We start from the raw sequence: 26,412 nt of genomic DNA on the forward strand, positions 1-26,412 counted from the left end.
GTAGACAAACCCTCGCATTCTTTGTTAGTCCTGTGCGCTGGTGCTCACGAATGTCAAATTCGCTCTGCAAAAGTAGCTGTACTTCCTAGACTGCAAAGGTTTTCTATCACGCTGAAAAGAAGACAAATGTCTAAAAAAAATCATTTTAGACATTTGTCAACAATCGGAGACACATCCACCGTGATGTGTCTTTTTTGAGCGCATTAAAATGTGCAGCAGCCAGTGAGAGTGATTACACTATAGAGTGAGGTGAAGAAAGTTGGACAACATTGTTGTGATTTGGTTTCGCCGGGATATGCGATTAGATGATCATATCGCCTTGTCAAAAGCGATCACATATGCAAAAAAACACGAGTACAAATTATTTGCTCTTTATCATCTAGATCCATTTTTTACTGAAATGGACCTCGATTTAAACAACGAACATTTTTTTCAAAGCTTGGCGCATTTTATCAAGAAAGCAAGAGAATCTCAAATGTATATTCACCTTCTCTATGGCGATGTCTTGCGTGCCTTTCAGCAAGTTATCGATGTGTATGACATCAAAGCTGTCTTTTTTAATGAAGATCAAGTGGGAATCGGTCAAAAGCGTGACCATCAAGTAACCGATTTTTTAGAAAAGAAGGGCATTCATGTTTCAAAATGGCAAGATACACACCTTCACGGGGCGCAAGATATTTTAAAAAGGGATGGCACTCATTATCAAGTGTTTACTCCATACTATCAATCATGGCGAAAGCAAGAGAAGCAGCCTGTGATAAAAGTTGACAAATCATTTCTCAATAGCGCTCATACGATTTGTGATGAGTCACTTTCACACAAAGGGAATGACAAACTACGCAGCATAATCATGAGATGCTCAAGAAAATTTGATCAAATCGGCTCACACAAAGCGATGAACACGCTGCATGACTTTATCCAAAAAAGACTAACACGTTACCATGAAAAACGAGATATGCCATCTGTTTTTGGAACGAGCAAGCTGTCACGTTTCTTGAAAACAGGGACTATCTCAATTCGAACGATCTTTTATGCGGTACATGAGGAAGCACTGTTTGAAGACGAGGGCAGAGAAACCTTTATCAAAGAGCTGGCGTGGCGAGATTTTTACCATATGATTTATGCTCATTATCCAGAAATGAAAGAAAAAGAAATCAATTCAGCGTTTCAAGGGATGAAATGGAATGAAGATGAGACGCTGTTTGAAGCATGGTGTAAAGGTGAAACAGGCTTTCCTCTCGTTGATGCAGGGATGAGACAATTAAATGAGGAAGGCTGGATGCATAATCGTTTAAGAATGGTCACTGCCTCATTTTTAACAAAGGACTATTTGATTGATTGGAGAAAGGGAGAAGCGTATTTTGCAAAAAAGCTTGTGGATTATGATGAGGCTTCGAATATCGGAGGATTTCAGTGGGCAGCTTCTGTTGGGACAGATGCCGTGCCGTACTTCCGTATTTTTAACCCAACGACCCAGTCAAAGCGGTTTGATCCAAGCGGGGAATATATTAGAAGATATGTACGAGAGCTAGAGCATGTTGAGGAAAAATGGATTCATGAACCAAGTAAAATGCCGATAGATGAACAACGGAAATCGAGCTGTGTGCTGGGTGATACATACCCGCTGCCGACAGTTGATCACAAGGAAAGACGCAAAAAAGCCATCTCGCTATTCGAAGAAGCAAAACGACAATAAAGAATCCCCCTCTCTACATGAAAGGGGGATACAATTTTTATCTAAATGGCTCTTTGCTTTCATATTTAAACCGGGCAATAAGTAAGCAGAAGTAGCATAGCACCCCAAACAAACAAGAAATAAAGAATGAATGAGCCAGCGCGTAACCAAGTGCAAGCTGAGAATAAACAGACATCACACCTGAAATGGCTTGAAGTGTAATGAGAATGGCTGAAATGATCCATCCATAATACAGCTGCTTCTGTTCTTTATAATGTTTCAGGGCATGGAACATAGCGACAAATATCCAGACGAATAAAAGAAGTGCTGCTGCTCGGTGAGACATTTGAACCCACTGATTAAAATACGCTGGAAGCGCACCGTCTTTTGAACAAAACGGGAAGACAGAACAAGCAAGGCTTGACTTTGTATGTCTCACATAAGCGCCCGTATATACCACGATATACGTATACGTGATCAACCCATAAATATGGAACTGCATTTTTTTGCCGATATGAAGCGGCTTCACAAGCTTTGTTTCAGATCTGGTTGCTTCAAAGACAAGAAGTGCAAGCAGTAATACTGAAGCAAATGAAATGAGTGAAATACCGAAGTGCAGTGCCATCACAAGTGCGTTAGAACCAAATACGACGGCAAGAGCTCCTAACAGCGCTTGAAGCATTAAAAATATAATGGACATGATGACCAAAAATTTGGTTTCACGGAATACTGGACTAATTTTTTTCCAGCATAAGACCGCCAGTGCCAGAACAAGAATGGTGGAAACCCCTGTTGACATGCGGTGACTCCATTCGATGATGGAAGCGGGGTTCATTTCAGGAAAGAAACGACCGTGGCAAAGGGGCCACTGTCTACCGCAGCCAAGACCCGAACCGGTTTTCGTCACAAGCGCACCGCCAATCAGCACGATCAGCATCACAAACGTTGTGATCACGCTCAATAGCCTTAAAGCAAATTTCATCAAATTATTTCACCTTCTCTAAAAAACTTCTGATGTAAATGAAAACCTCACATGCTCTCAAGTTTAAGCCAAATGCGTGTTCTGTTGCAATTCATAATGACCAAAGTTCACAAAAAAATGATATGTCAGTTCACAAAGTTTACAGATTTAGAGTGCTTGATCTTTCTTTGACAGTCTGATAGAAATAGAGGAGAGAATATTTCATTTTGCACCGCCTTCTGAAACACACATATATCCTAATAAATTCACGAAAAGTTCACAAATAACTTCAAGTTTGTCGTTTATTATTTAATAGGATGTTTTTTTACAGCTGTTTATCTTGTATGATAGAGTTGTAATGATTTTACGTGTCATTCGTTCGTTTGAAGGTTTGGGCAAGGGAGGTTATACACATTGGCAAATTCCAAAACAGCCGCGGAAGCAGCTATTCATGGACAAATAGAAGAAACAACAGCGTGGAAAGATTTTCTTGCTCTGATTAAAATGGGCATCGTCAATTCCAATTTCATTACGACATTTACTGGAATGTGGCTTGCTTTTTATTTTACAGGTATGAGTTTTCTTGGAAATCTTGATATTGTGCTGTTAACAATGATTGGTTCTTCTCTTATTATTGCCGGTTCATGCGCAATTAATAATGCGTTTGACCGTGATATTGATATATTAATGGAAAGAACAAAAACAAGACCGACGGTTACAGGTAAAATTCAGCCGGGGCAAGCGTATGCATTTGGCATTCTGCTTGTTGTATTAGGACTCATTATGCTTCTGATGACAACCATTACATCAGCAGTGATTGGATTTATTGGAGTCTTTACTTATGCGGTTCTTTACACCATGTGGTCTAAACGCCATTACACCATCAATACAGTTATCGGAAGTGTATCTGGCGCGGTTCCGCCATTAATCGGCTGGACAGCTGTCACAGGTACAATCGACACAACGGCTTGGGTTTTGTTTATGATTATGTTCATTTGGCAAATCCCGCACTTCCTGTCACTTGCGATTAAGAAAACGGAAGATTACCGTAAGGCGGGCATTCCAATGCTGCCAGTTGTTTACGGCTTTGAAGTCACAAAACGTCAGATCATCATTTGGACAGCATGTCTTCTACCGCTTCCATTTTTCTTAGGTGGATTAGGATGGCCGATTGTCGCACTTGGTACATTGCTTAATATTGGATGGCTTGTTATTGGCCTTATGGGCTTTAAAATGAAAGACATCATGAAGTGGTCGACGCTCATGTTCGTTTATTCATTAAACTACTTAACCATCTTTTTCGTAGCGATGATTATTATTACACTATTCTAGAGTGAAATACACTTTGATCACAACAAAACAATGGCTATATCTTATAACACAACATTTTCTAACAACTATGAAAGCCGCCTGATATTCAGTTCTATTTAGGCGGCTTTCTGTTTATACATAGATGGTATTTTGAGTAAAAACATCATTTTTTTATGAAAAGAGGAAATGTAAGTGCTTTTATAAGAGGCGGGGGTTATGCATGGGTGAGAAGTGATTTTATAAATAAGAGGTAAAAAGCGAAAGGCAAAGGAGATCAAGCAAAAGGGGTTGGGACAAATTATGATAAGAAAATGGCGTGTTTATTCACTGTTTCTCTTACTGACGCTCGTTTTGGCGGGCTGTGGTGAACCATACTTATCAACACTCAGGCCTGTTGGGGAAGTAGCAGATAAACAGTTTTTCCTAACGGTACTGAGTACACTCATTATGGTTCTTGTCGTCATTGTTGTATCGATCATTTTCTTTTACGTCATCATTAAATTCAAACGTTCTAAAGTGGGAGAAGATACGATTCCAAAGCAGGTGGAAGGGAACCGCAACCTGGAAATCACATGGACAGCGATTCCGATTCTTCTACTCATTATTCTCGTTGTACCTGTTGTGGCATACACGCTTGAACTAGGGGATACAAGCGCTATGGATAAGAAAAAACGAGATCCTGAAAAGACACTTGTTGTCAATGTAAGAGCCAGCTTATATTGGTGGGAATTTGAATACCCTGATTATGGGATTGTCACAAGTCAGGAATTGATCGTACCAACAGATCAGAAGGTATATTTTAAGCTGAAAGCGTCCGATGTCAAACACTCATTCTGGGTTCCATCGGCTGGCGGTAAAATTGATACAAACACAGATAATGAGAACAAATTTTATTTAACCTTTGACTCGAAACGAACGAAAGATGCAGGGGAATATTTCTACGGGAAATGTGCGGAGCTGTGCGGGCCGTCACATGCTTTAATGGACTTTAAAGTTAAAACGCTTTCTCAAGATGAGTTTTTAGGATGGACGAAAAAAATGGCTGATTACAAGAAGCCTGAATCCACAAAGGATCTCGCTTTAGAGGGCGAGAAGCTATTTAAAGAGAAAAATTGCTTAAGCTGTCACGCAGTAGAGCCTGGTGACAAGCGGCCGGAAGCAGCAAGGACTGCACCAAACCTTGCGACCTTCGGAGAGCGGACGAAAGTAGCTGGAATTAAAGACATGAACAAAGAAAATGTGAAAGCATGGCTGAAAGATCCAGAAAGCTTTAAACCAGGTAATAAGATGACAGGAACGTACCCTAAATTAAATGACTCAGAAGCAGATGCACTTTACGAGTATTTAAAAGGTCTTAAAATCGAGTAACAACTAGAGCAGATATTCAAGAGGGTATGTGATCGATGTGAAGTTTTTGTTAAGAGCTCCCGAATATGTCACTACAACCGAGAAGTCGTCATCTGTCAGACATAGTCTGCTTAAAGGATCGTGAAGAAAGACATCTATATGAAAAGGGGCAAATGGGAGATAAGAGGGGGATTTCATGGTGAGTACAATAGCTAAAAAGCGGGGGTTTGGCGCTGTCTTATGGGATTACTTGACAACGGTTGACCACAAAAAAATTGCCATATTATATTTAGTGGCAGGGGGATTTTTCTTTTTGGTTGGCGGCCTAGAAGCGATGTTTATCCGTATTCAGCTAGCCATCCCTGAAAATGATTTTGTCAGTGCAGGGGTTTACAATGAAATCATGACGATGCATGGAACGACAATGATTTTCCTTGCAGCTATGCCGCTGTTATTTGCATTAATGAATGCGGTAGTACCAATTCAAATTGGTGCACGTGACGTAGCATTTCCGTTTGTGAATTCACTTGGTTTTTGGTTATTCTTTTTCGGAGGAATTTTCTTAAACCTTGGATGGTTTATGGGCGGAGCACCTGATGCAGGCTGGACTGCATACGCTTCGCTCACGCTGAATTCAGAAGGTCATGGAATGGATTTCTACATTTTAGGTTTACAGATCGCGGGTATTGGTACGCTGATTGCAGGAATTAACTTTCTTGCAACGATTATTAATATGAGAGCGCCTGGTATGACGTATATGAGAATGCCGCTCTTTACTTGGACGACATTTGTCGCCTCCGCACTTATTTTATTCGCATTCCCTCCGCTGACAGCAGGGCTTGCGATGCTGATGCTTGATAGAATGTTTGACACGAGCTTTTTCAATCCAGAGCTTGGAGGAAATACAATCATCTGGGAGCATTTGTTCTGGATTTTCGGACACCCGGAAGTATATATCTTGATCCTGCCGGCATTCGGAATCTTCTCTGAGATCATTCCGGTGTTTGCAAGAAAAAGATTGTTTGGTTACTCGTCCATGGTGTTCGCTACTGTATTGATTGGTTTCCTTGGATTCATGGTGTGGGCGCATCACATGTTCACTACGGGGCTTGGACCTATCGCCAATGCGATCTTTGCTGTAGCGACCATGGCAATTGCGGTGCCAACAGGAATTAAAGTATTCAACTGGCTGCTCACGATATGGGGCGGTAATGTGAAGTTTACAACGCCGATGCTTTATTCTGTTGCCTTTATTCCGTCGTTCTTACTTGGCGGGGTAACTGGGGTCATGCTTGCAGCAGCTGCAGCGGATTATCAGTTCCATGATACGTATTTTGTTGTGGCGCATTTCCATTACGTCATTATCGGCGGGGTTGTATTCGGTATTCTAGCAGGTGTGCATTACTGGTGGCCGAAGATGTTTGGAAAAATACTGAATGAGAAGCTTGGGAAAATTGGCTTTGTGCTGTTTTTCATCGGTTTCCATTTAACTTTCTTTATCCAGCATTTTCTCGGTTTATGGGGCATGCCGCGCCGGGTCTTTACATTCCTGCCAGGTCAGGGTCTCGAGCTTGGGAACTTAGTCAGTACGATTGGGGCACTGTTTATGTTTGTAGCTGTTGTGATCATGCTGATTAACATCATCTGGACAACAGCAAAAGGAGAGCGGGTATCGAGTGATCCTTGGGGAGATGGAAGAACACTTGAATGGGCAGTGTCTTCGCCTCCGCCAGAATACAACTTTAAACAGCTGCCGCTTGTGAGAGGACTAGATCCTTTATGGATTGAAAAAATGGATGGTAAAAAAGGAATGACAGCATCTGAACCGCTCGATGATATTCACATGCCGAATAACTCCATTTTGCCTGTCATTATCTCATTCGGTCTATTTGTGTCAGCGTTTGGTTTCATGTATCGTCAAGAGCACAGCTGGGGGCTTCCGGTGATCTTCATTGGTCTTGGTATTACGTTTGCGACCATGCTGGTTAGGTCTTTGAAAGATGATCATGGATACCATATTCACAAAGAAGATTTGACTGACGACGATGATAAAGGGGTGAAAGCATAATGGAACCACAAAAAATGACGGCGGAAACCTTTCCGGCTTCTCCTGAGAAGGCCACGTTAGAAGGGAAGAATAAGTTTGTCGGGTTCTGGCTGTTTCTTGGAGGAGAAACCGTTCTGTTTGCATCGCTTTTTGCCACTTATTTGGCGCTGAAAAACTCAAATGCAGGCGGAGCAAAAACAACTGATATGTTTGACCTCACACTTGTCTTTATTGCCACAATGCTTCTATTAACGAGCAGTTTAACGAGTGTGTATGCCATGTATCATATGAAAAACTTTGCCTTTAAAAAAATGCAGCTTTGGCTTGGTATCACGGTCCTTTTAGGTGCTGGATTTTTAGGCGTTGAGATATATGAGTTTTATCACTATGTGCATGCGTATGAATTTACGATTACCAGCTCTGCTCTTGGTTCTTCCTTCTATACTCTTGTAGGAACTCACGGAGCTCACGTCGCCTTCGGACTTTGCTGGATTACCGCTCTCATGATCCGAAATATGAGACGCGGACTCGATTTATACAATGCGCCGAAATATTATGTGGCTAGTCTCTATTGGCACTTCATTGATGTTGTGTGGGTCTTCATCTTTACCGTTGTATATTTAATGGGAATGGTGGGATAAGAATGGGAAATAAAAACACAAATCAGTCTAAAGTCGACCTTGTATATCGTAAAAAGAAAAATGCCGAAGAAATGAAGCATCAGCTCATTTCTTTCGGCTTGATGATTGGATTAACATTTGTTGCGTTTTTAACGATCGCCTCAGAAGACGTTGGGAATTGGTTCGCAGTACCATTTATTTTACTGCTTGCAGGCATTCAGGTGGCTTTTCAGCTTTATTATTTTATGCACATGAACCAAAAAGGGCATGAAACACCCGCCTTGTTTCTATACTCAGGTGTGTTTGTTGCGTTTATTACCGTATTAGCCTTTTTGACCATTATATGGTGGTAAACCCGCTTTGCCCTTGAAGGAGGCGCAGCAATGGAGAACTTAGAAATATTCGGATTTCGGGCATTATGGAGCCCTTATTATTTGACTTGTATTGTGATAGCAGCTGCTCTTTATCTGCTTCTTGTGACAAAGGGAAAGCACCGTGCGACGGTGAAAGAGAAGACGTTATTTCTGACGGGGCTTGTTCTGTTATATGCTGTGAAAGGGAGCCCAATTGATTTAATGGGGCATATTATGTTTAGTGCACATATGGCGCAAATGGCGGTGCTATACTTAGTCATCCCGCCTCTCCTTATTACAGGATTGCCTCCAGCCATATGGGAGCGGATCATTCAAACACCAGGTATTCAAGCTGTTTTCCGTTTGTTTTCCAAACCTTTAATTGCACTGCTTGGATTTAACGGATTGTTTTCGCTGTATCACATTCCGCTTGTGTTTGATTTTGTGAAAACAGATCCGTTTTACCACGCATTGATGACGGTGGTTATTTTTATCGCTGCCTTTTTCATGTGGTGGCCGCTTGTCCATAAAGTCCAAAGTCAGCCGCAGATCACAGGCATTTTGAAGCTTGGATATATCATGGCAGACGGGATATTGATGACTCCGGCCTGCGCACTCATCATGTTTAGTGAGGCACCGATTTATGCAACCTATTCAGATGCAGGCGCCTGGATACAAGCACTGCATTTATGTGTGCCAAGTGATATGCTTGCTGGCCTTGCTCTCACTGGCCCTGATATGTTCCACACCTTGCCGCTGCTAGAGGATCAGCAGCTAGGTGCCATTTTAATGAAAATTATTCAGGAGATTGTGTACGGCTCTATTCTTGCTGTTGTCTTCTTTGACTGGGCAAGAAAAGAAAGAGCGAAAGATGCCGTACCAGATGCGCTTATTCCGAAATATGAATAAAAAAAGCACAGCCATCTGGCTGTGCTTTCATCTAGGGCTAAAATAAAGAATATTTTAGCCCTTTGTTTTATGCTTCAGCCGTCATGGCTTCTAGTTTTTCCTTCAGCTGTGCAAGTGTTTTTTTGCTCGATTGGATGAGAGACTTAGGGAATTCTTCGCCTTCGCCGTATTCAACGCCATGTGGATAATAGTGTTTTCCAAGTAATGGTGTTAGAAGCTGAATGTGTGCCTTTTTGGCACCGACATCTCCTTCAGTAGCGTAGCCGGAAATCCGTAAATAAAAGGTTCCCTCTACCATGCTGTACTTTCTGTCGTACGTCACACGCTCATAATCCCATTGATCGGCTCGTACAAATCCTTCGCTTTCCATAATGAAATCTAATTTATTTAAGTCAGCTGATACCTCTTCAATCCCCGTACCTTCAAACTTCACCCAAAACCCCTCCTTATAAAATTTCCCTTTACTGACAATCATAGTATGAAAGCGTTAAACTTTCAACTGTGAAAGGTATGTTCTTTTATAAGCTGGTTACAGTAATAAAGAAAATAACGGATGGAGGAATCAACGTGAAAACGAAAAAAATCAAAGATATTATGACAAAAAAAGTAGTGACATGTCAGCAAGATGACAATACGTATGAAGCAGCAGTCAAAATGAGAGATGCTGATATCGGTGCCATTCCAGTGGTTGACGGAGATCAGCTCGTTGGGATAGTGACAGACCGTGACCTTGTGCTTAGAGGCATTGCAGAAAAGAAGCCAAACTCACAGGAAGTGGGCTCGCTGATGACAAAGGAAGTACTAACAGCTGAAGAAGATGCAACACTTGAAGAAATTGTCCGGCTCATGTCAGAGCATCAGCTCCGCCGCATTCCTGTTGTTAAAAACGGCGCATTAACAGGGATTGTCGCTCTAGGAGATTTATCAGTCGAAGATTTATCAAATGATCGCGCGGGAGAGGCACTGACAGAAATCTCTCAACAGGATCAAGATCATGGACAAGGATTTCTTCATTAAGAGGGGCATATTTTAAATTCGTGTTAAATAGGCTGTATTGTCGTTGATAAATGGAGCAAGTTTTGTTTAAATGACAGTAGAAGGTACTTTTTGTACCTTGCCAATTTAACGGAGGTGTTTATTTGAAAACTGTGCTCAAAACACTCCTCATCCTCCTGATTATATCTGGAACGTACGTTCTGTTTATTCAATATGGATCTTCACCAGAAAAAGAAAACAGCAATGAACCGAAGGTGTCTAATGAAGAAACATCTAGCGATAAGCCGATCAACATCCCAAAAAAGGGACTCATGTCCTTTATGGGGAAATCTTCAAACGAAGTGCTTAAACAGCTGGGAGAACCAGATCGCATTGATCCTTCCGCATATGATTATGACTGGTGGATTTACAACCAATCGAAGAAGCACTATATTCAAGTAGGGGTAAAGGATAGTAAAGTGGTGACCTTGTTTGCAACAGGAGACGGACTGAATGTAGAACCGTTTAAAATCGGTCAAGCCACAAGTGAAGTATTTAAGAAAACACAAATTGCACCTTACATTCATGTAGAGGATGAACAAAATTCATACCGCTTTGAATTCTCAGAAGATGATATGAATACAAGACCCACTGTGAAAGTGGGAGATGATGTGTATGTTCAGCTTTACATGGATAAGTTTGAAAGCACCCTTTCAAGTATCAGGGCCTTCAACGCAGATACATTTGTGAAACAAAAGCCGTATGAGGTGGTCTATCGAGGTCAATTGATAGAACCTGAGGCGATATCAGGTGAAAAGTGGAAAGATATCGAAGCTTCCAGTCAAAAACAAATTTTTGATATGACCAATATTATCCGCCATAAGTACAACCTGCCGATCTTAAAGTGGGATGATGAAACCTCTGAAGTGGCCTTCATGCATAGTGAGGACATGAAAGAGAATCATTATTTCTCCCATGAATCTAAAAAATACGGTACGCTGAAAGACCGGTTAGAAAGAGGCGAGGTGGGCTTTCAGCTCGCAGGTGAAAACATTGCTTATAACTATGTCGATGGACCCGCAGCGGTAGAGGGCTGGCTCAATAGTGAAGGTCACAGGAAGGCGTTATTAAATAAAGATTACACGCATCTTGGCGTAGGGGTAAAAGAAAAATATTACACCCAAAATTTCATCAAGAAAACATCTTAAACGAAAGCAGCTGCATGGTCGCAGCTGCTTTTTTGATGGTTAAAAAGAGGCTCACCAAAACAGATGCTGATGTATATAGTATAGTAGGCATTTGTATGGGGGGTGAGGATATGACAAACAAGCAAAAACAAACATCCATTGATGAATTTAAACAATTCGTCAGACGCCATCCGAAGTTAATTCAAGAAGTGCAATCGCAAGAAAAAAGCTGGCAAAGTGTATACGAGAATTGGGTCATGTTTGGTGAGGAAGATGAGATGTGGTCACCTTACCGGCAATCGAAATCTGAAGATGCGAAAGAAGAAAAAGCCTCTAAGCCAAGTGAAACAGGAAAAGCAGATTTTATGTCTAAAATGGTTTCTGCTGTGAAAAAAATGGACGCTGATCAAATGAATGAACAGATTAACAAAATGAGCCAGTCTATTTCCTCTTTACAAAGCTTACTCGGCCAATTTTCATCCAATGGTTCAAAGAAAGGTTCATCTGGAGGCAGTCAGCACCCATTCTCCTTCAGGAAAGATTAAGTGAAAGGGGATGCTTCTGGTGCGAAAAGAAGTACAGGAATTTGTCATGGCCGAAGAGGAGCGAATCAAATTCATAAGGCAGCGTCCTATCTGGTACAGACAGCTGACGCGGCATCCTGAAAATCTAACGTCCTTTGAATTAGATAAAATGAACTTTTACGAAAAAACCATTCCTCATCGTGTGAGTCAGTTGAGCAATAGCGTCCAAATGGCTGAAATGATGATTCAAATGTTCCAAGCAATGCGCAATCAAAATGGAGCCGGCTGAGGCTTTTTTTGAGTTGATTAAGATGTCTATTTCCTGAGCATCCTATAAAAGTAGATGAAAGGAGAATCAGATGATGAAATGGATGCTGTCAATAGGCGCATTGCTTTTTCTTGTTACCGGGTGTCAAAGTCAACATGGAGAAGAGCAAGTGATTAAGCAAGACCCAGCAGTACCAGTCATGCAGCAGGCCCAAAGCGAAATGAAGCAGCAAGGCTTTTTGAAATACAAAGTGCAAGGGTCATCTGTCTATATAGAAAGTACACTTCAAGATTTTCATCTTCAGCCAGAGCGTCTGAAAAAGAACGAGAAGGCGGGATATTTTACAGTGTATGTAGACGGGAAACGTGCAGGGAATGAGTATACCGCGGCATTTGTGGTCAAGCATCTTTCAAAAGGAAAGCATAAAATGACCGTTGTGCTGAATTCCCGTCATCCAGAATATAAACAGAAAAGAGAAACATGGGATGTATTTGTTACGTAAAAGCATTTTCTGATCCATAGGTTTCGTGGTAAACTATGAATTGGAGGTGCAACATTTATGTATGCGACAATCGAATCTGTGGAGCTCCAAGAGGAAGCAAATCAATTGGCTGCCATGATTCTTCAGTCGGAGGAGGCTGAACATTACCGCAACTGCTTTAAGCGTCTCCAGCAAGACGAAGAAGCCCAACAAATTATTGCCCATTTTACAAAAGTAAAAGAGCAGTATGAGGATGTGCAGCGGTTCGGCAAGTATCATCCGGACTATAGAACGATCTCAAAGGAAATGCGTGAGGTCAAAAGAAAGCTAGATCTTCACGATACAGTGGTTGATTTCAAAAAAGCAGAAACAGCGATTCAATCCATCTTAGATGAGATTAGTATTGAAATCGGTCAAGCTGTATCAGCATATATTAAAGTTCCAACAGGGAACCCATATTTTGATGGTCTATCATCATGCGGCGGCGGCTGTGGATCAGGTGGCAGCTGCGGCTGTAAAGTATCTTGACGAGACTTGAATGTCTCGTCTTTTACATAATGAATGAAAAGAATTGAAAAGCGGCAGGTGAAAAGATGGAAACCAAACGTCAAGGGATGGTTGTCTGGCTGCATTCGTTAAAGCAGTCAAAAGCGCTAAGAAAATTCGGGAATGTTCACTATATTTCAAGGAAAATGAAATATGCCGTGATCTATTGTGATATGGATGATCTTGAGCGCCATATGGCTAAACTCAGCTCGTTACCATTTGTGAAACGTGTTGAGCCTTCATATAAACCTTTTATTAAATTAGAGTACGAATCCAAATTGGACAAAGCAAAAGAGTATGATTATAAGGTGGGCTTTTAAAGACACAAAAAAATCCCCGCGGCATCACCCGCGGGGTCCTTCTATTCTTAATGATTCATTAAGGAGAAGGCAAAGGGAGAGGAGAAACCGGAGGAAGAACTTATGGGGAAACGTAAGTCTTCTCCGCGGTTGGCAACAGCACCACATCAGATGCTGTTATAAGTAGTATGACCCCGGATTTCTTGATCTATACATAGAAAATGAATGAATATCCGCGCATTGTTCCTTGAGGAGTGATGTGGTAAGATAATGTTGAATTTTTTGTCATAAACAATGACGAATAGAAGCAAGCAGAAAAAGTGGTGGAAAAATGAGAGTCATCTCTGGAACGAGAAAAGGCCGTACACTTAAAGCGGTACCAGGTCAATCAACAAGACCGACGACAGATAAAGTAAAAGAATCAATATTTAATATGATCGGCCCGTATTTTGATGGCGGATGGGCTCTTGATTTATTTGCAGGAAGCGGTGGTTTAGGGATTGAAGCGCTTTCTAGAGGATTCGATCATTGCATATTTGTTGATCGAGATATAAAGGCGATTCAGACGATTAAAGGAAACCTGAATCAATTGTCGCTAATGGATCAAAGTGAAGTGTTTCGAAATGAAGCAAAGCGTGCACTCGCAGCTGTTGTGAAACGAGAGGAATCCTTTCAAGCCATTTTCCTTGATCCGCCCTATAAAGATCAACAGCTAAAAGCACTTCTTGAAATGATTGACGAGCACGCCTTGTTAACAGATGACGGCGTGATCGTGTGTGAGCATGATAAAGATGTGAAGCTGCCAGAAGAAGCAGGGCAGCTCCACATCACAAGGCAGGAACTGTACGGATTGACTGGTATTACGATCTATAGAAAGCGGGGAAATTAGCATGGGGAACATAGCCGTTTGTCCGGGCAGCTTCGATCCAGTTACATTGGGGCATTTGGATATCATCAAAAGAGGTGCAAAGATTTTTGATGAAGTGTATGTATGTGTATTAAATAACTCATCTAAAAAACCGTTATTTACTGTTGAAGAACGGTGTGAGCTTATTCGCCAAGCGACGAAGGAGCTGCCAAATATTAAAGTTGAATCGTTTCACGGCCTGCTTGTTGATTATGCAAAGCAAAAAGAAGCCAAAGTCATTTTACGCGGATTAAGGGCTGTGACGGACTTTGAGTATGAGATGCAAGGCACCTCAATGAACAAAGTGTTAGACGATGAAATTGAAACGTTTTTTATGATGACCAACAATCAGTATTCCTTCTTAAGCTCCAGTATTGTCAAAGAAGTAGCGAAATATCATGGGGCAGTCAAAGATCTTGTACCAAAAGAGGTAGAAGCAGCGCTGAAGGAAAAATTTAATGGATGAGTGCACCCAGCACTCATCCATTTTTTAATTTCCGATAGTACAGTGCGATATACACAATCAAGCTGCAAAGTGTGATCAAAGGACCAGCTGTCACAAGCTGATTCCAAACCACGCTGCTGAACATGACGACCTGCTGGCCTGCATCAAAGGCACCCGCTGGGAGAGCCATGTCTGATCGAGAGACATAAAGAGGCTTGAATAATAAAAAGGCAAAAACAGCTGCATAAATTCCGTGAAGCAAACGGGCGAAGAAAAACGGTTTAAAGCGGATATCGGTTGCCGCCAAAATGCCGGCGACTTGGGCTTGAACAGAAAACCCGCTGAATCCTAAAATAAAGCTGACGACAATGGTTTTAGCGAGAAGGGTGACTTCCTGTGACCCCGCCATCTGGCTTCCTAATGTGATTTCAAATAAACCGGCAATCATGGCAAGGTCTAATTCTGGCGGAAGATGCATCGTTTGCAGCATATATCCGAGCCCGATGGATAAAAGGTCTGTCACATGGACAACTGACAGCATTTTGCTAAACACAGAAAATAAGATAATAAAGCCGCCAATCATAAAGAGTGTTTGGACTGATGACATGACTGCATCACTTAAAATTTGGCCGAGCGGTCTTTTCTCTGCGAGTCTTGCTGTATGAAGAGCATTGAATGCCTCTTTAAACGGCGGGAATAAAAACTTCTTGCGGCTTCTTAGGTGTGCATCATGCCGCGCTTTATACGCGCGCATCGTCACACCAACAGCGAGATTCCCTAAATAATGAGCGCTGGCGAGTACAATGCCTAAAGCTGGGTGATGAAAAAAACCAACAGCCACCGCACCGAAAATAAACAATGGATTCGATGAATTTGTAAAAGAAACGAGACGCTCTGCTTCGATCCGCGTCAGCTGCCTTTCCTGCCTCAGTCTTGTCGTTAATTTCGCACCAGAAGGAAACCCTGAAGCCATTCCCATAGCCAGTACAAATCCGCCTACACCCGGCACCCGGAAGATGGGGCGCATAAATGGCTCTAATAATACCCCGACAAATCTGACAATCCCGAAACTAATTAATAGCTCGGACAAAATAAAAAAAGGAAGCAATGATGGAAATACAACCTCCCACCACATTGCAAGTCCATTTTTCGACGCTTGCAAAGAGGCTTGTGGATGTGTAATCACAGTGGCTGTTAAAAAAATAAAAAAAGCAGCGATGAACAGAGTGTTCCATTTTTTCATGGAGATTTCGCCCCTTGCCGTTATGATCTATTGGCGAGCTCGTGATATTAGAAAAAGAAACTAGCCGAGCCTGTCTTCTATTACTATACGAGCAGTAGGGGCATGTTTAGACCTATAGATTCGTATATATGCATAGAAAGAGGAGGGTGGATTTTCATGAAGCGACCGATCATCGGGCTTGCACTAGGCTCCGGGGGTGCGAGGGGAATGGCGCATATCGGGGTATTGTCTAGTCTTGAGAAGCAAGGAATACAGGTAGATATGATTGCTGGAAGCAGTATTGGCGCACTTGTTGGGAGCTTTTATGCGGCAGGACAAGACGTAGAAAAAATGAAAAAACTTGCACTTGTCTTCAGAAGAAAGTATTATGCTGACTATACACTGCCAAAAATCGGTCTTTTAAAAGGAAATCGAATTTTGCAGCTGATTCACACGTTTACATATGGGAAAACATTCGAAGAATTAAGAATGCCCCTTGCGGTGGTTGCCTGTGACCTCGAAACAGGGGAGAAGGTTGTGTTTAAAGAAGGGTCTGTCTCACAAGCAGTCAGAGCAAGCATCAGCATTCCAGGCGTGTTTGTTCCTCACGATATGGGCGGCAGACAGCTAGTGGATGGAGCGGTTGTTGACCGCATTCCTGTGTCTGTTTTAAAAGAAATGGGCGCAGACCTTATTATCGCCTCTGATGTATCAAGGGTGAAAAAAACAGAAAAGGCGACGAGATTATCGGATGTGATTATGCAAAGTTTGGACATCCTTCAAAATGAATTGGTCCGTCATCAAACCATTCATGCAGATCTCATGATCCGGCCGAGGCTTGAAACATTTAGCTCTAGTTCGTTCACCCAGGTTCAGGAGATGATTGAAGCTGGTGAGCTCGCCGCAGATCAACTAGCAGGTAAACTGAAAGATGTCATTGATAAATGGGAGTGTTAATCGAATGAAAAAATTGAATATTCGCTGGCTCAGCTTTTTTGTCGTTGTTCTTGTCTTATTTGGCTTAACTTTTGTTAAACTGCCGTATTACGTGACAAAGCCGGGTGATGCAACAGAGATTGCCCCTCACATTCAAGTGGACGGTGGATACGGCGAGAAGGGCAGCTTCTCTCTTATGACGATAAAAGTAGGTCCAGCCAATCCGTATACGTATTTACTTGCGAAAATGAATAAATATGACGAGATCGTCCCAGAAGAAAATATTAAAGCGGACGGAGAGTCGGATGAAGATTATATGAAAAGACAGCTTCAGCTGATGAAAAGCTCTCAAGAAAATGCCATGATTGCAGCGTATACAAAAGCAGGCAAAAAAGTAGATTATACGTTTAATGGGGTATATGCGAGCTACGTCATGAAAGGCATGCCTGCTTATGGCAAAATTGAAGTGGGCGACCGGATTAAAAGCGTTGATGGCAAGACGTATGATTCTGCTGATAAAATGGTGTCGTATATCAGCCGTCAAAAAGCTGGTACATCTGTCCGTTTTGTCCTTGAACGAAACGGCAAGGATATCACGCAGAAAGTGAAGTTAAAACCTTTTAAAGAAGAGCCGAACCGAGTTGGAATTGGCGTATCATTATTTACAGACCGAAATGTGAAAGTCTCGCCTTCCATTAAGGTCGATATTGAAAATATCGGCGGCCCGTCGGCAGGTTTAATGATGTCACTTGAAATTTATAACCAGCTGACAAAAGAAGACGAAACACATGGCTATGCGATTGCAGGGACTGGAACGATTGACGCTGATGGTACGGTCGGGCCAATTGGCGGAATAGATCAAAAGGTTGTTGCAGCAGATAAAGCAGGAAAAGATATCTTCTTTGCACCAAACGATAAAGGTGATCCAAATTCAGACTACAAAAATGCAGTGAAAACAGCAAAAGATATTAAAAGTAATATGAAAATCGTTCCTGTGGACACAATGCAGGACGCACTGAACTATTTAAACAAGTTAAAAGAGAAAGCATCTTAAGTGAAAAAAGAGCAGCCTTTATCACAGGCTGCTCTCAGCGTGTAGACAAACCCTCGCATTCGGTGTCAGGTCTCTGCGCCGGTACTCACGAATGTCAAATTCGCTCCGTTCCGGTGCTCGCCCTTCCTAGACTTCAAAGGTTTTCTATCACGCTGAAAAGAGGACAAAGGACTAAAATAAAGATCCTTTTAGCCCTTTGTCAACAATCAGAGAGCAGCCTTAGGCTGCTTTTTTTATCGAGGTTGGAAGAGACCAGTCTCTTCATCATAGCGGATCGGTGAGGTTTTAAATTCTGCTTCTGTTAACTTTGTTTGCATTGGTTCGCTGATGGGAAGGCTGAAGACGCGGGAAGCGCGAATGTCAAGATCAAGGGCAGGATGTGAAAAGGAAGACAGCTTGCTGACAAGCGGTACGTCCAATTCCTTTTTTACAAGAGATAAGTATTGCTGGCCTTTCTTTGACATACCAAGTAAACGAATGTATGGTGCTTGTTTCTCCTTTAGCAGCTCATGCATGACCGTTTTCTTCACCCTCATTAAAAGGTGCGTATTCATCCGCTGCAGCCTTGTCCACGTATATCGTTTTGTTTTCACAAGTGATAGATATTCCTCGTAGGAGGACGCATGTGTGATCGCCTTTTGCATGCGGTGTTCGATGCCTTCTTCAATTTCATAGATGCCTTCTAGTTCAGCTGTATCCATTGTGTGAAACACATGTTTTAAGAAGCTGAAATAGTCTTCTTGCGTATGTAAAAGATCATAAGAAGAATAATAGTCATGTAATTGCTTAAGCGAGGCTTCCGGGAGATAAGAGGCGACAGTTTCAAATGACCCATTCTCTTTTATGGCTTTTCGGATGCTTGTAGCGCTTGCGATTTTCTGATGTTTAGGAAGCTCTTGATCATGATAACCGGATGCAATTCTTTGAGAGGTAAAGGGCTCTATGTGAGGAGATCTCTCTAAGATGGCTTTGACATAATGGAAGCCTAAAATGTTATTAGGCCTAGACAGATCCAGTAAGTGTTTCGGATCAATGACCTCTTGAAACGCAGCGGCAGCGGCAGCCGGATAACTAAGACCTTCTTTTACCTTTGCTTTTGTGAAAAGGTCGATTTCTTCTTTTTTCTCATGCCAAGCGTGAGCTGTTCGCTCAAATGCTTTAATGTCCCCATCCTCGCTTCCGAAAAAAAGGGAGCGGCATTTTAAAGCGTCTAAAATGGACACAGCGCCATTTGCAAAGGTTTCTGCCTTTTGCACTGCATATATGTATGGAAGCTCACACACGATGTCTACACCGTTTTGCAATGCCATTTTTGTTCGTGCCCATTTGGAGACGATAGCGGGCTCTCCGCGCTGGAGAAAGGATCCGCTCATGACGGCAATGGCTACATCTGAGGAGGTATGTGTTTTCGCCTGGCGAACATGATAGGCATGTCCATAATGAAATGGATTGTACTCGACAACAACTCCTGTTGCTTTCAATAGATGTTCCGCCTTTCTTGCTATGGTTAAATGGTCTATGCTACAGTAGCATAAGGGAAAAATGAAGCCCATTTTTTTCAGTGTAGGCATTCCGTGAACTGATGTCAAACAACGCTCTGACATCACAAAGGACTGTAAAGAAAAAATATTGACAAATAGCATGATGAAAGCTATAATCATGTTTGTTGCTCTTAGAGGTGATACAATTGAAATGGACAGTTTATCAGTTACATCAAAAAGCTAAAAACAGCTTCGATTTTCATGAGACGGTTGACTTAAATGAACTTACTAGCCTTCATTCAGATATACGTCGCATTTCACCAGTAGAGGTGAAAGGGACTGGAGTGATCGAATCAAAGCAAGTCGCATTTGATTTAACCATCACAGGTGAAATGACATTGCCTTGTTCAAGAACGCTTGTTGATGTAAATTATCCATTTGCGATTTCAACGAAAGAACTATTTGTACTTCATAAGACAGACGATATAGAAGATGAAGACGTATCTGTTGTAGAAGACGATATCATCGACTTAACGCCTATAGTCAAGGAAGAAATTCTTCTTGAAGTGCCGATGCAAATCTTTTGCGACCAAACAGACGTAAAAGGTGCTGCACCACAGGAAGGGAATGACTGGGCAGTCATTTCGGAAGATGCACATCAAAACCGAATTGATCCTCGTCTGGAAGGCTTGAAGAAGCTCTTAGAAGAAAATAATGAATCTTAACTCTTTAAGGAGGTGGGAATAATGGCTGTACCTTTTAGAAGAACTTCTAAAATGAAAAAAAGATTGCGTCGTACGCATTTCAAACTACAAGTACCTGGTATGGTAGCTTGCCCAGAATGCGGTGAAATGAAAATTTCTCATCGTGTCTGCAAATCTTGCGGAACATACAAAGGCAAAGACGTAAAAAGCAACTAATGCTTGATAAAAAAGCGTAAGGGAATCTTCCCTTGCGTTTTTTTATTTGTCTATTTTTTAGGTTTCTCTCCTGCAAATAGTCTATCTACTCTAGTAAGCGCATATGATGTGGTATTCAGATTCAGGGGGGATGATCAATTGACGATTACAAGGCAGGACGCATGGACGCAAGATGAAGATTTACTTTTAGCAGAAGTCGTCTTAAGACACATTCGAGATGGAGGAACGCAGCTTTCCGCATTTGAAGAAGTCGGAAAAGCGTTGTCAAGAACGGCTGCAGCATGTGGATTCAGGTGGAATTCATACGTCAGAAAACAATATCAGGCAGGCATTGAGCTGGCGAAAAAACAGCGGAAAGAACTGCGTAAAAAGATTGGGATTCATTCCTCGGGTTTACCACAAAATACGTTAACGATAGAAGAAAAGGCAACTTCAGTTCAGGCTGAATTGACCTTGCGAGAAGTGATTCAGTTCTTAGAGCAGCTTGAAAAAGAACCTGCTGGCTCTGCAGATTTACGCGAAGAACTAGCGGACACGCAGCATCAACTGAAGTCGCTCACGGAAGAAAATGAACACTTGAAGCGGCAATTAAAAATGACAGAAGAAGATTACCGGGCACTCATTGGGATTGTTGAAAGAGTCAAACAGAATATCAACTTAAAAGAATATGCTAAATAAGAAAACGCCCCTCACAGAGAAAGGAGGGGCGTTTTGGCATCAGTATTAAGCAGATTCACCTGTATTTTTTTGGATATGGGCAGGTTCCCAGATGAGTGGATTTTCACCTTTGTCGCGTTCCATATCATATTTGACCGCTTCAAAGCCCATTTTATCCCAAAAACCGGCGGATTTGACGCGAGGATTGGTCCGGATTGGCAATCCGAAAGATTTGGCGAAATCAACAAGTGCCTCGCCGTACCCTTTACGCTGATACCCAGGAAGCACTTCCAGCTTCCACAGCTCTAAATAATCATGATTGTGGTCAAAATACGTTGTCGTCGAACCGTCCACTTGATAAAGGCTCATACGTGCGACCAGCTTATCTCCAAAATAAATCCCGTAAAATGGAGAATTGCTGTCATTTTCAATCATATTACTTTCAAGGTCTTCAAGCATGGATAGTTCTTGTATGCCATATTCTTTAAATTGTTTAAATTCCTCTAAAGTTTTGTAATTGATTAGAAGTCGTTTTACTTGTGTCATATGATCTTCCCCCTTACACACATAATGTCGACAGTGATGTCATTGAAGGCGTTTTCATCCCATCCGCCTTGAAAAGTTTTTACACTTATTATTATAGTTTTTAAATTAAAAAAATTCAATCGCGGTGCGCTATCTGCTTTTTGCATCGCGGCTTGAAACTGTTAAAATGGTTGATATGATGAAGTAAAAGAAAAAGGGAAGTGCGGCAGTTGAACATTGGAATCATTGGCGGCGGTGCGATTGGTCTGCTTTGTGCCAGTTATTTATCACAGCATCATGACATCACTGTTTTGACAAGAAGAAAAGAACAAGCAGAGGAGATTCGAACATCAGGAATTAAGCGAACGGTAAAAGGAGAGACATTCCGGGCGTCTGCGGAGGCAAGGGCAGGGATTACAGGAGTATTTGATCTGCTGATTGTGACAGTGAAATATCACCATCTGCAAGAGGTGCTTGATGAACTATCAACATTACCTCGTCAGCGAATCTTATTTTTACAAAATGGCATGGCCCACTTATTAGATTTAGAAAACTGGGACACGTCGCATTCGATATATATAGGTGTCGTAGAGCACGGCGCCATGAAGGTATCAGACCATGCAGTGAACCATACAGGGATCGGTGTCATCAAGTGGGGAGCTTTTCATCGTGAGGATACAGATGATGTGAGAAATGCTTTGAATGAAACGCCGGCCCATTTTCAGATGATTTATACGGATGAATGGAAAAAAGTGCTGGAGGAAAAACTGCTAGTCAATGTATGCATTAACCCGCTCACGGCTTTATTGCATGTGAAAAATGGAGAATTGATCGCAAATCCTACATATGAATACATGATGAAATGTGCATTTGAAGAAGCATTGTCCATTCTAGGGCTGGCTGAAGAAGAGCGTCTCTGGTCACACGTCGTTTCAATTTGTAAAAAAACGGCCGCCAATCAATCGTCAATGCTTCAAGATATCGTCAAAGGCCGTGAAACCGAAAGAAAAGCCATCGTTGGCTATCTTTTAAAAAAGGCTCAAGCTCAAGAGATTCTGGCGCCACATCTTACTTTCTTTAATCGAAGCTTGGAAGTATTGGAAAAAAAGCAAACAAAATCTTTTGAGTGAGCTCATTTACATGCTATACTTTTTTCGGGAAACTAACTATTTATTGAAGAAAGGAAGTTCTAAACATGCAATTGACTGAACTTTCCATCCGAAGTCAGAATTTATTCATACGTGATTATATAGAAGAAAAAAAAGAGATGACTGCTTTTTTTGATTATGATATACATTCTGAGCACACATGGAAAAAAAGATACGACGATCTCATGGAAATGAGCTTCCCGCGCGAGGCTTTAGCGGATTATATGAGCGCATACCACGCAAAGTTTGAATCGGCAGCGATGCGTCAGAACATTGAAAAGATCCGTGACGAACGGAGTGTCATGGTGGTTGGAGGACAGCAGGCAGGCCTACTGGCAGGACCGCTTTATACCATACATAAAATCATATCCATTATTCAGTTCGCAAAAGAAAAAGAAACAGCGCTTGGCGTTCCTGTGATTCCAGTCTTTTGGGTAGCAGGTGAGGATCATGACGTAGATGAAATTAATTTTGTCTACACATCCGGCGAAAAAGGTCCAGTCAAGCAAAAGCTGCCATTACATAACGGCAAAAAAACTGCGGCCAAAAGAACACCTCTGCATCAAGAAAAAACAGAAAAATGGCTCCGCGATGTGTTTTCAACGTATGAAGAATCTGCGTATACTAATGACTTGCTTGATCAGCTTCTTCGATGTTTACGCAAATCACAAACGTTTACGGATTTCTTTGAATGGATTGTATGCGACCTTTTTGAAGAAGATGGACTGCTTCTATTTAATTCAGGAGACTTAGGCGTCAAACCACTTGAGCGTACGTTATTCAAGCACATTGTCGAGACAAATGAAGCAGTCACGGCTCGTTTGAATGAAACGCAGGCTGCCATGAAACGAGCGGGATATCAGCCGATCATTGAAGCTGGTGACAATCAGGCAAACCTGTTTTACGAATATGATGAAGAGCGTTTCCTTATTGAAAAAGAAAACGGCCAGTTTTCTATATCAGAAGTGGGGCTTACGTGGACAAAAGAAGAGCTTTTGCAGGAAATTGAGGAGCACCCAGAACGGTTCAGCAACAATGTGGTGACGCGTCCCTTAATGCAGGAAACCCTTCTCCCAACACTTGCTTTTATGGCAGGACACGGTGAAATCAACTATTGGGGAGAACTGAAAGGAATCTTTGAGCATTTTGAATTAAAGATGGCACCCGTTCTTCCAAGACTGCACGTGACCATTCTTGAAAGGCACATCGATAAGAAGCTGCCGGTCAGAGAACTTTCTCTAGAAGAAGTGCTCACAAACGGAGTAAAAGAAAAGAAAGAGGCTCACTTTGAGCAAAGCCTTCCAGACAGCTTTGTTCAAGCCGTTGATCAAGCGAAACGTGAATTAGCGAATGTTCATGGTGTATTGAGGCAAGAAGCACTGAAGGTTGAACCAAACTTCGAGCAGCTGCTAGATAAAAATGCCAAATTTATCGAAGATCAGCTTCAATTTGTTTATCAAAAGGTAGCACAGCGTGTGGAAGAGAAGGAAGGATATATCCTTCGAGACTTTGAACGGATTGAAAACAGCTTAAAACCATTAGATGCCCCGCAAGAAAGAATTTGGAATATCATGTACTTTTTAAACAAATATGGTCCAGAATTCTTCAAAACGTTCAAAAATCTGCCATTTTCATTTCGAAACAAGCAGCAAATTGTCAAACTTTGAAATAAAGTTTTAATGAACCCTGACTAGTTCAGGGTTTTTTTTTATGTAGAAACAGTGTAAAATAAGTTTTGTGGAGAGAAGTGGTGGATAGTGGAGAGTAAGGGTGAGAAAGTGGGGCTCTGATTATCATGTTCATGGGTGAATACCAACATACGATTGATACAAAAGGGCGCATGATCATCCCTGCTAAATTTAGAGACGGTCTCGGAGAACAGTTTGTGCTGACGAGAGGGCTTGATCAATGTTTATTTGGCTACCCTATGAGTGAGTGGAAACTAATTGAAGAGAAACTCAAAGCACTGCCGCTAACGAAAAAAGATGCACGTGCGTTTACCCGGTTCTTCTTCTCCGGCGCAGTTGAATGTGATCTGGACAAGCAGGGGCGCATTAACATCGCATCAAACCTACTCCAATATGCAAAACTCGAAAAAGAATGTGTGGTCATCGGCGTTTCAAATCGAATTGAGTTGTGGAGTAAGTCGATCTGGGAACAATATACAGAAGAGCAAGAAGATTCTTTTGCTGAAATTGCTGAAAACATGATTGGGTTTGATATATAATAATCCCTTGTGCAGCAAGCTTTCTACACATTCATTTCTATTTGAAAAAGGTGGGACCATAACATCATGTTTCAACATGAGACAGTATTATTAAAAGAAACAGTTGACGGTTTAAACGTCAAAGAAGACGGTACATATGTAGACTGCACGCTGGGCGGAGCAGGTCATAGCTCATATTTACTATCTCAACTATCAGAAAAAGGTACATTGATTGGATTTGACCAAGACGATGCTGCACTGGATCATGCACGAGAGAAGCTCGCAGATTCAAAAGCGAACATTCTTTTCATAAAGAGCAACTTCCGATATTTAAAAGAACGTCTGAATGAACAAGGCATTACAAGCGTAGACGGTGTGATTTTTGACCTTGGGGTTTCATCTCCTCAGCTCGACACACCAGAGAGGGGCTTTAGTTATCACCATGATGCACCTCTTGACATGCGAATGGATCAAACAGCCGCATTGTCGGCAAAACAAGTGGTGAATGAATGGCCATTTGAAGATCTAGTTCGGATTTTCTACAAATATGGGGAAGAAAAATTCAGCAAGCAAATCGCACGCAAAATTGAAGAAGCTAGAAAAAAAGCACCAATTGAAACAACAGGTGAGCTTGTCGACATTATCAAAGAAGGAATTCCCGCACCTGCAAGACGAACTGGCGGACATCCAGCAAAAAGAGTGTTTCAAGCGATCCGAATTGCCGTAAATGATGAATTGAAAGTTTTTGAAGAAGCACTAGAACAAGCAATAGAGTTACTCAATCCGAAGGGGAGAATTTCTGTCATTACATTCCATTCACTTGAAGACCGGATTTGTAAAAGTACTTTTAAAGAAATGTCTTCTCTTCCAGAACTTCCGCACGGACTACCAGTGATTCCAGAAGGACTTGAACCAAAGCTGAAGCTGATCACGAGAAAACCAATCGTTGCATCAGAACAAGAGCTGGAACATAACAACCGTGCCCGTTCAGCGAAGCTCCGAATTGCAGAAAAAAAGTAAAACGACACCATAGATGATGATAAAAAGGAGGTTTCTTATGAGTAATTTGGCTTACCAAAGAGAAGTAAAACAATATCAAACAGAGCAGCAAGGCCAATCGGTTGTTATTAAAAGAAGAGGTTCTATCACACTTGGTGAAAAAATCTTACTTGTCATGTTTGTCATGGCTCTTATGTGCAGCTCCATTCTCATCATTTCTAAAGCCTTTGCTGTCTATCACGCCAATATCGAGGTGCAGAAATTAGAGCAGCAAGTATCTTTAGAATCGAAGAAGATCACTGAGCTTCAAAAGGAAAAAGACTTGCTGAGTGAACCAGAGAGAGTCATTGATACTGCGAAAAAAGCTGGCTTAAGCATTTCGAAAGATGTTAAGAAGGTCGATTAAGAT

Annotated in this window: 31 protein-coding genes; 26 read left to right on the top strand and 5 right to left on the bottom strand. The window is 41.7% G+C overall.

Features of this window, described 5'->3' with window-relative positions; translation table 11 throughout:
- Nucleotides 1-259 precede the first annotated feature (259 nt).
- On the top strand, nucleotides 260-1,696 hold the full coding sequence (locus MHH65_RS07155) for a deoxyribodipyrimidine photo-lyase (protein WP_255290949.1): 1,437 nt from the start codon (nucleotides 260-262) through the stop codon (nucleotides 1,694-1,696).
- 37 nt (nucleotides 1,697-1,733) lie between these two features.
- On the opposite strand, the gene MHH65_RS07160 is transcribed toward MHH65_RS07155, so the two are convergent.
- The gene (locus tag MHH65_RS07160) at nucleotides 1,734-2,657 is read right to left on the bottom strand and encodes a heme A synthase (RefSeq protein ID WP_041118118.1); all 924 of its coding nucleotides are present in this window, start codon (nucleotides 2,655-2,657) and stop codon (nucleotides 1,734-1,736) included.
- A gap of 393 nt (nucleotides 2,658-3,050) precedes the next feature.
- Here MHH65_RS07160 and cyoE point away from each other — a divergent pair, with 393 nt between their 5' ends.
- From cyoE to ctaG, 6 genes are all read left to right on the top strand, one after another.
- Complete coding sequence (cyoE, locus tag MHH65_RS07165) at nucleotides 3,051-3,968, top strand: heme o synthase (RefSeq protein WP_034281660.1); 918 nt, start codon at nucleotides 3,051-3,053, stop codon at nucleotides 3,966-3,968.
- A gap of 279 nt (nucleotides 3,969-4,247) precedes the next feature.
- Entirely contained in the window at nucleotides 4,248-5,315 is a 1,068-nt protein-coding gene (gene coxB, locus MHH65_RS07170) for a cytochrome c oxidase subunit II (protein ID WP_098676862.1), read from the top strand.
- A gap of 175 nt (nucleotides 5,316-5,490) precedes the next feature.
- Nucleotides 5,491-7,362 (top strand): cytochrome c oxidase subunit I, encoded by a 1,872-nt coding sequence (gene ctaD / locus MHH65_RS07175; RefSeq protein ID WP_024424779.1) that lies wholly within the window; start codon nucleotides 5,491-5,493, stop codon nucleotides 7,360-7,362.
- Complete coding sequence (gene ctaE, locus MHH65_RS07180) at nucleotides 7,359-7,982, top strand: cytochrome c oxidase subunit III (RefSeq protein ID WP_087977219.1); 624 nt, start codon at nucleotides 7,359-7,361, stop codon at nucleotides 7,980-7,982. Before ctaD ends, ctaE begins: the two co-directional genes overlap by 4 nt.
- A 2-nt stretch (nucleotides 7,983-7,984) precedes the next feature.
- Nucleotides 7,985-8,314, top strand: a complete 330-nt coding sequence (ctaF, locus tag MHH65_RS07185; protein ID WP_024426910.1) for a cytochrome c oxidase subunit IVB — start codon at nucleotides 7,985-7,987, stop codon at nucleotides 8,312-8,314.
- A 30-nt stretch (nucleotides 8,315-8,344) separates the two neighbouring features.
- The gene (ctaG, locus tag MHH65_RS07190; protein ID WP_034281665.1) at nucleotides 8,345-9,223 is read left to right on the top strand and encodes a cytochrome c oxidase assembly factor CtaG; all 879 of its coding nucleotides are present in this window, start codon (nucleotides 8,345-8,347) and stop codon (nucleotides 9,221-9,223) included.
- A 67-nt stretch (nucleotides 9,224-9,290) separates the two neighbouring features.
- Here the strand turns inward: ctaG and MHH65_RS07195 are convergent, their stop codons facing one another.
- Nucleotides 9,291-9,656 (bottom strand): YugN family protein, encoded by a 366-nt coding sequence (locus MHH65_RS07195; protein ID WP_024426911.1) that lies wholly within the window; start codon nucleotides 9,654-9,656, stop codon nucleotides 9,291-9,293.
- Between the two features lie 161 nt (nucleotides 9,657-9,817).
- Between MHH65_RS07195 and MHH65_RS07200 the strand changes: the two genes are divergently transcribed.
- The 9 genes from MHH65_RS07200 (at nucleotide 9,818) to coaD (ending at nucleotide 14,876) form a co-directional block, all read left to right on the top strand.
- Nucleotides 9,818-10,240: a CBS domain-containing protein gene (locus MHH65_RS07200; protein ID WP_029707658.1), complete on the top strand. Its 423-nt coding sequence runs from the start codon at nucleotides 9,818-9,820 to the stop codon at nucleotides 10,238-10,240.
- A gap of 122 nt (nucleotides 10,241-10,362) precedes the next feature.
- On the top strand, nucleotides 10,363-11,406 hold the full coding sequence (locus tag MHH65_RS07205) for a CAP domain-containing protein (protein ID WP_024426913.1): 1,044 nt from the start codon (nucleotides 10,363-10,365) through the stop codon (nucleotides 11,404-11,406).
- A 110-nt stretch (nucleotides 11,407-11,516) separates the two neighbouring features.
- Nucleotides 11,517-11,930: a YlbD family protein gene (locus MHH65_RS07210; protein ID WP_024426914.1), complete on the top strand. Its 414-nt coding sequence runs from the start codon at nucleotides 11,517-11,519 to the stop codon at nucleotides 11,928-11,930.
- A gap of 19 nt (nucleotides 11,931-11,949) precedes the next feature.
- A complete protein-coding gene (locus tag MHH65_RS07215; protein WP_024424278.1) occupies nucleotides 11,950-12,198 on the top strand; it encodes a YlbE-like family protein in 249 nt (82 codons plus the stop codon).
- Nucleotides 12,199-12,268: 70 nt separating this feature from the next.
- Nucleotides 12,269-12,679 (top strand): hypothetical protein, encoded by a 411-nt coding sequence (locus tag MHH65_RS07220; RefSeq protein WP_224426554.1) that lies wholly within the window; start codon nucleotides 12,269-12,271, stop codon nucleotides 12,677-12,679.
- A 57-nt stretch (nucleotides 12,680-12,736) separates the two neighbouring features.
- Entirely contained in the window at nucleotides 12,737-13,186 is a 450-nt protein-coding gene (locus MHH65_RS07225) for a YlbF family regulator (protein ID WP_007499807.1), read from the top strand.
- 65 nt (nucleotides 13,187-13,251) lie between these two features.
- On the top strand, nucleotides 13,252-13,524 hold the full coding sequence (locus MHH65_RS07230) for a YlbG family protein (protein ID WP_024424276.1): 273 nt from the start codon (nucleotides 13,252-13,254) through the stop codon (nucleotides 13,522-13,524).
- Between the two features lie 280 nt (nucleotides 13,525-13,804).
- The gene (gene rsmD, locus MHH65_RS07235) at nucleotides 13,805-14,392 is read left to right on the top strand and encodes a 16S rRNA (guanine(966)-N(2))-methyltransferase RsmD (RefSeq protein WP_254967935.1); all 588 of its coding nucleotides are present in this window, start codon (nucleotides 13,805-13,807) and stop codon (nucleotides 14,390-14,392) included.
- 1 nt (nucleotide 14,393) lies between these two features.
- Complete coding sequence (gene coaD / locus MHH65_RS07240; protein WP_024426917.1) at nucleotides 14,394-14,876, top strand: pantetheine-phosphate adenylyltransferase; 483 nt, start codon at nucleotides 14,394-14,396, stop codon at nucleotides 14,874-14,876.
- A gap of 13 nt (nucleotides 14,877-14,889) precedes the next feature.
- On the opposite strand, the gene ylbJ is transcribed toward coaD, so the two are convergent.
- Entirely contained in the window at nucleotides 14,890-16,098 is a 1,209-nt protein-coding gene (gene ylbJ, locus MHH65_RS07245; protein WP_029707660.1) for a sporulation integral membrane protein YlbJ, read from the bottom strand.
- Nucleotides 16,099-16,254: 156 nt separating this feature from the next.
- Here ylbJ and MHH65_RS07250 point away from each other — a divergent pair, with 156 nt between their 5' ends.
- Both MHH65_RS07250 and MHH65_RS07255 read left to right on the top strand, forming a co-directional pair.
- The gene (locus MHH65_RS07250; protein ID WP_024426919.1) at nucleotides 16,255-17,034 is read left to right on the top strand and encodes a patatin-like phospholipase family protein; all 780 of its coding nucleotides are present in this window, start codon (nucleotides 16,255-16,257) and stop codon (nucleotides 17,032-17,034) included.
- A gap of 4 nt (nucleotides 17,035-17,038) precedes the next feature.
- Nucleotides 17,039-18,067, top strand: coding sequence for a SepM family pheromone-processing serine protease (locus MHH65_RS07255; protein WP_024426920.1), 1,029 nt, complete (start codon nucleotides 17,039-17,041; stop codon nucleotides 18,065-18,067).
- A 233-nt stretch (nucleotides 18,068-18,300) separates the two neighbouring features.
- Here the strand turns inward: MHH65_RS07255 and MHH65_RS07260 are convergent, their stop codons facing one another.
- Nucleotides 18,301-19,548 carry a nucleotidyltransferase gene (locus MHH65_RS07260; protein ID WP_024426921.1) on the bottom strand — a complete coding sequence of 416 codons (1,248 nt, stop codon included), beginning with the start codon at nucleotides 19,546-19,548 and terminating at the stop codon, nucleotides 18,301-18,303.
- A gap of 206 nt (nucleotides 19,549-19,754) precedes the next feature.
- Here MHH65_RS07260 and MHH65_RS07265 point away from each other — a divergent pair, with 206 nt between their 5' ends.
- The 3 genes from MHH65_RS07265 (at nucleotide 19,755) to gerR (ending at nucleotide 21,146) form a co-directional block, all read left to right on the top strand.
- The gene (locus MHH65_RS07265) at nucleotides 19,755-20,273 is read left to right on the top strand and encodes a DUF177 domain-containing protein (RefSeq protein WP_019743276.1); all 519 of its coding nucleotides are present in this window, start codon (nucleotides 19,755-19,757) and stop codon (nucleotides 20,271-20,273) included.
- 21 nt (nucleotides 20,274-20,294) lie between these two features.
- Entirely contained in the window at nucleotides 20,295-20,468 is a 174-nt protein-coding gene (gene rpmF / locus MHH65_RS07270) for a 50S ribosomal protein L32 (protein WP_008354700.1), read from the top strand.
- A 138-nt stretch (nucleotides 20,469-20,606) separates the two neighbouring features.
- Nucleotides 20,607-21,146, top strand: a complete 540-nt coding sequence (gene gerR / locus MHH65_RS07275) for a sporulation-specific transcriptional regulator GerR (RefSeq protein ID WP_024426922.1) — start codon at nucleotides 20,607-20,609, stop codon at nucleotides 21,144-21,146.
- A 45-nt stretch (nucleotides 21,147-21,191) separates the two neighbouring features.
- Here the strand turns inward: gerR and MHH65_RS07280 are convergent, their stop codons facing one another.
- The gene (locus MHH65_RS07280) at nucleotides 21,192-21,671 is read right to left on the bottom strand and encodes an N-acetyltransferase (RefSeq protein ID WP_007499784.1); all 480 of its coding nucleotides are present in this window, start codon (nucleotides 21,669-21,671) and stop codon (nucleotides 21,192-21,194) included.
- Between the two features lie 209 nt (nucleotides 21,672-21,880).
- On the opposite strand from MHH65_RS07280, the gene MHH65_RS07285 reads away from it, so the two are divergent.
- The 5 genes from MHH65_RS07285 (at nucleotide 21,881) to ftsL (ending at nucleotide 26,409) form a co-directional block, all read left to right on the top strand.
- Nucleotides 21,881-22,780 (top strand): 2-dehydropantoate 2-reductase, encoded by a 900-nt coding sequence (locus MHH65_RS07285; RefSeq protein ID WP_208945837.1) that lies wholly within the window; start codon nucleotides 21,881-21,883, stop codon nucleotides 22,778-22,780.
- A 65-nt stretch (nucleotides 22,781-22,845) separates the two neighbouring features.
- Nucleotides 22,846-24,465, top strand: coding sequence for a bacillithiol biosynthesis cysteine-adding enzyme BshC (gene bshC / locus MHH65_RS07290; RefSeq protein WP_268414354.1), 1,620 nt, complete (start codon nucleotides 22,846-22,848; stop codon nucleotides 24,463-24,465).
- A 128-nt stretch (nucleotides 24,466-24,593) separates the two neighbouring features.
- Nucleotides 24,594-25,025 (top strand): division/cell wall cluster transcriptional repressor MraZ, encoded by a 432-nt coding sequence (gene mraZ, locus MHH65_RS07295; RefSeq protein ID WP_003211163.1) that lies wholly within the window; start codon nucleotides 24,594-24,596, stop codon nucleotides 25,023-25,025.
- Between the two features lie 66 nt (nucleotides 25,026-25,091).
- Nucleotides 25,092-26,024, top strand: a complete 933-nt coding sequence (gene rsmH, locus MHH65_RS07300; RefSeq protein WP_024426925.1) for a 16S rRNA (cytosine(1402)-N(4))-methyltransferase RsmH — start codon at nucleotides 25,092-25,094, stop codon at nucleotides 26,022-26,024.
- Between the two features lie 37 nt (nucleotides 26,025-26,061).
- Nucleotides 26,062-26,409, top strand: coding sequence for a cell division protein FtsL (ftsL, locus tag MHH65_RS07305; RefSeq protein WP_024424265.1), 348 nt, complete (start codon nucleotides 26,062-26,064; stop codon nucleotides 26,407-26,409).
- The last annotated feature ends 3 nt before the right edge of the window (nucleotides 26,410-26,412 follow it).

The organism is Bacillus sp. FSL L8-0654 (genome assembly GCF_038629965.1).
GTDB lineage: Bacteria > Bacillota > Bacilli > Bacillales > Bacillaceae > Bacillus > Bacillus safensis.

Excerpts from the sequence above, each read along its gene's own strand:
- MHH65_RS07280 (WP_007499784.1), bottom strand. The coding sequence starts at position 21,671 with ATGACACAAGTAAAACGACTTCTAATCAATTACAAAACTTTAGAGGAA.
- coxB (WP_098676862.1), top strand. The coding sequence starts at position 4,248 with ATGATAAGAAAATGGCGTGTTTATTCACTGTTTCTCTTACTGACGCTC.
- MHH65_RS07210 (WP_024426914.1), top strand. The coding sequence starts at position 11,517 with ATGACAAACAAGCAAAAACAAACATCCATTGATGAATTTAAACAATTC.
- bshC (WP_268414354.1), top strand. The coding sequence starts at position 22,846 with ATGCAATTGACTGAACTTTCCATCCGAAGTCAGAATTTATTCATACGT.
- MHH65_RS07200 (WP_029707658.1), top strand. The coding sequence starts at position 9,818 with ATGACAAAAAAAGTAGTGACATGTCAGCAAGATGACAATACGTATGAA.
- coaD (WP_024426917.1), top strand. The coding sequence starts at position 14,394 with ATGGGGAACATAGCCGTTTGTCCGGGCAGCTTCGATCCAGTTACATTG.
- ctaD (WP_024424779.1), top strand. The coding sequence starts at position 5,491 with ATGGTGAGTACAATAGCTAAAAAGCGGGGGTTTGGCGCTGTCTTATGG.
- ctaF (WP_024426910.1), top strand. The coding sequence starts at position 7,985 with ATGGGAAATAAAAACACAAATCAGTCTAAAGTCGACCTTGTATATCGT.
- MHH65_RS07250 (WP_024426919.1), top strand. The coding sequence starts at position 16,255 with ATGAAGCGACCGATCATCGGGCTTGCACTAGGCTCCGGGGGTGCGAGG.
- MHH65_RS07220 (WP_224426554.1), top strand. The coding sequence starts at position 12,269 with ATGATGAAATGGATGCTGTCAATAGGCGCATTGCTTTTTCTTGTTACC.
- mraZ (WP_003211163.1), top strand. The coding sequence starts at position 24,594 with ATGTTCATGGGTGAATACCAACATACGATTGATACAAAAGGGCGCATG.
- ctaG (WP_034281665.1), top strand. The coding sequence starts at position 8,345 with ATGGAGAACTTAGAAATATTCGGATTTCGGGCATTATGGAGCCCTTAT.
- ftsL (WP_024424265.1), top strand. The coding sequence starts at position 26,062 with ATGAGTAATTTGGCTTACCAAAGAGAAGTAAAACAATATCAAACAGAG.
- ylbJ (WP_029707660.1), bottom strand. The coding sequence starts at position 16,098 with ATGAAAAAATGGAACACTCTGTTCATCGCTGCTTTTTTTATTTTTTTA.
- MHH65_RS07160 (WP_041118118.1), bottom strand. The coding sequence starts at position 2,657 with ATGAAATTTGCTTTAAGGCTATTGAGCGTGATCACAACGTTTGTGATG.
- MHH65_RS07230 (WP_024424276.1), top strand. The coding sequence starts at position 13,252 with ATGGAAACCAAACGTCAAGGGATGGTTGTCTGGCTGCATTCGTTAAAG.
- rsmH (WP_024426925.1), top strand. The coding sequence starts at position 25,092 with ATGTTTCAACATGAGACAGTATTATTAAAAGAAACAGTTGACGGTTTA.
- MHH65_RS07255 (WP_024426920.1), top strand. The coding sequence starts at position 17,039 with ATGAAAAAATTGAATATTCGCTGGCTCAGCTTTTTTGTCGTTGTTCTT.
- MHH65_RS07225 (WP_007499807.1), top strand. The coding sequence starts at position 12,737 with ATGTATGCGACAATCGAATCTGTGGAGCTCCAAGAGGAAGCAAATCAA.
- rpmF (WP_008354700.1), top strand. The coding sequence starts at position 20,295 with ATGGCTGTACCTTTTAGAAGAACTTCTAAAATGAAAAAAAGATTGCGT.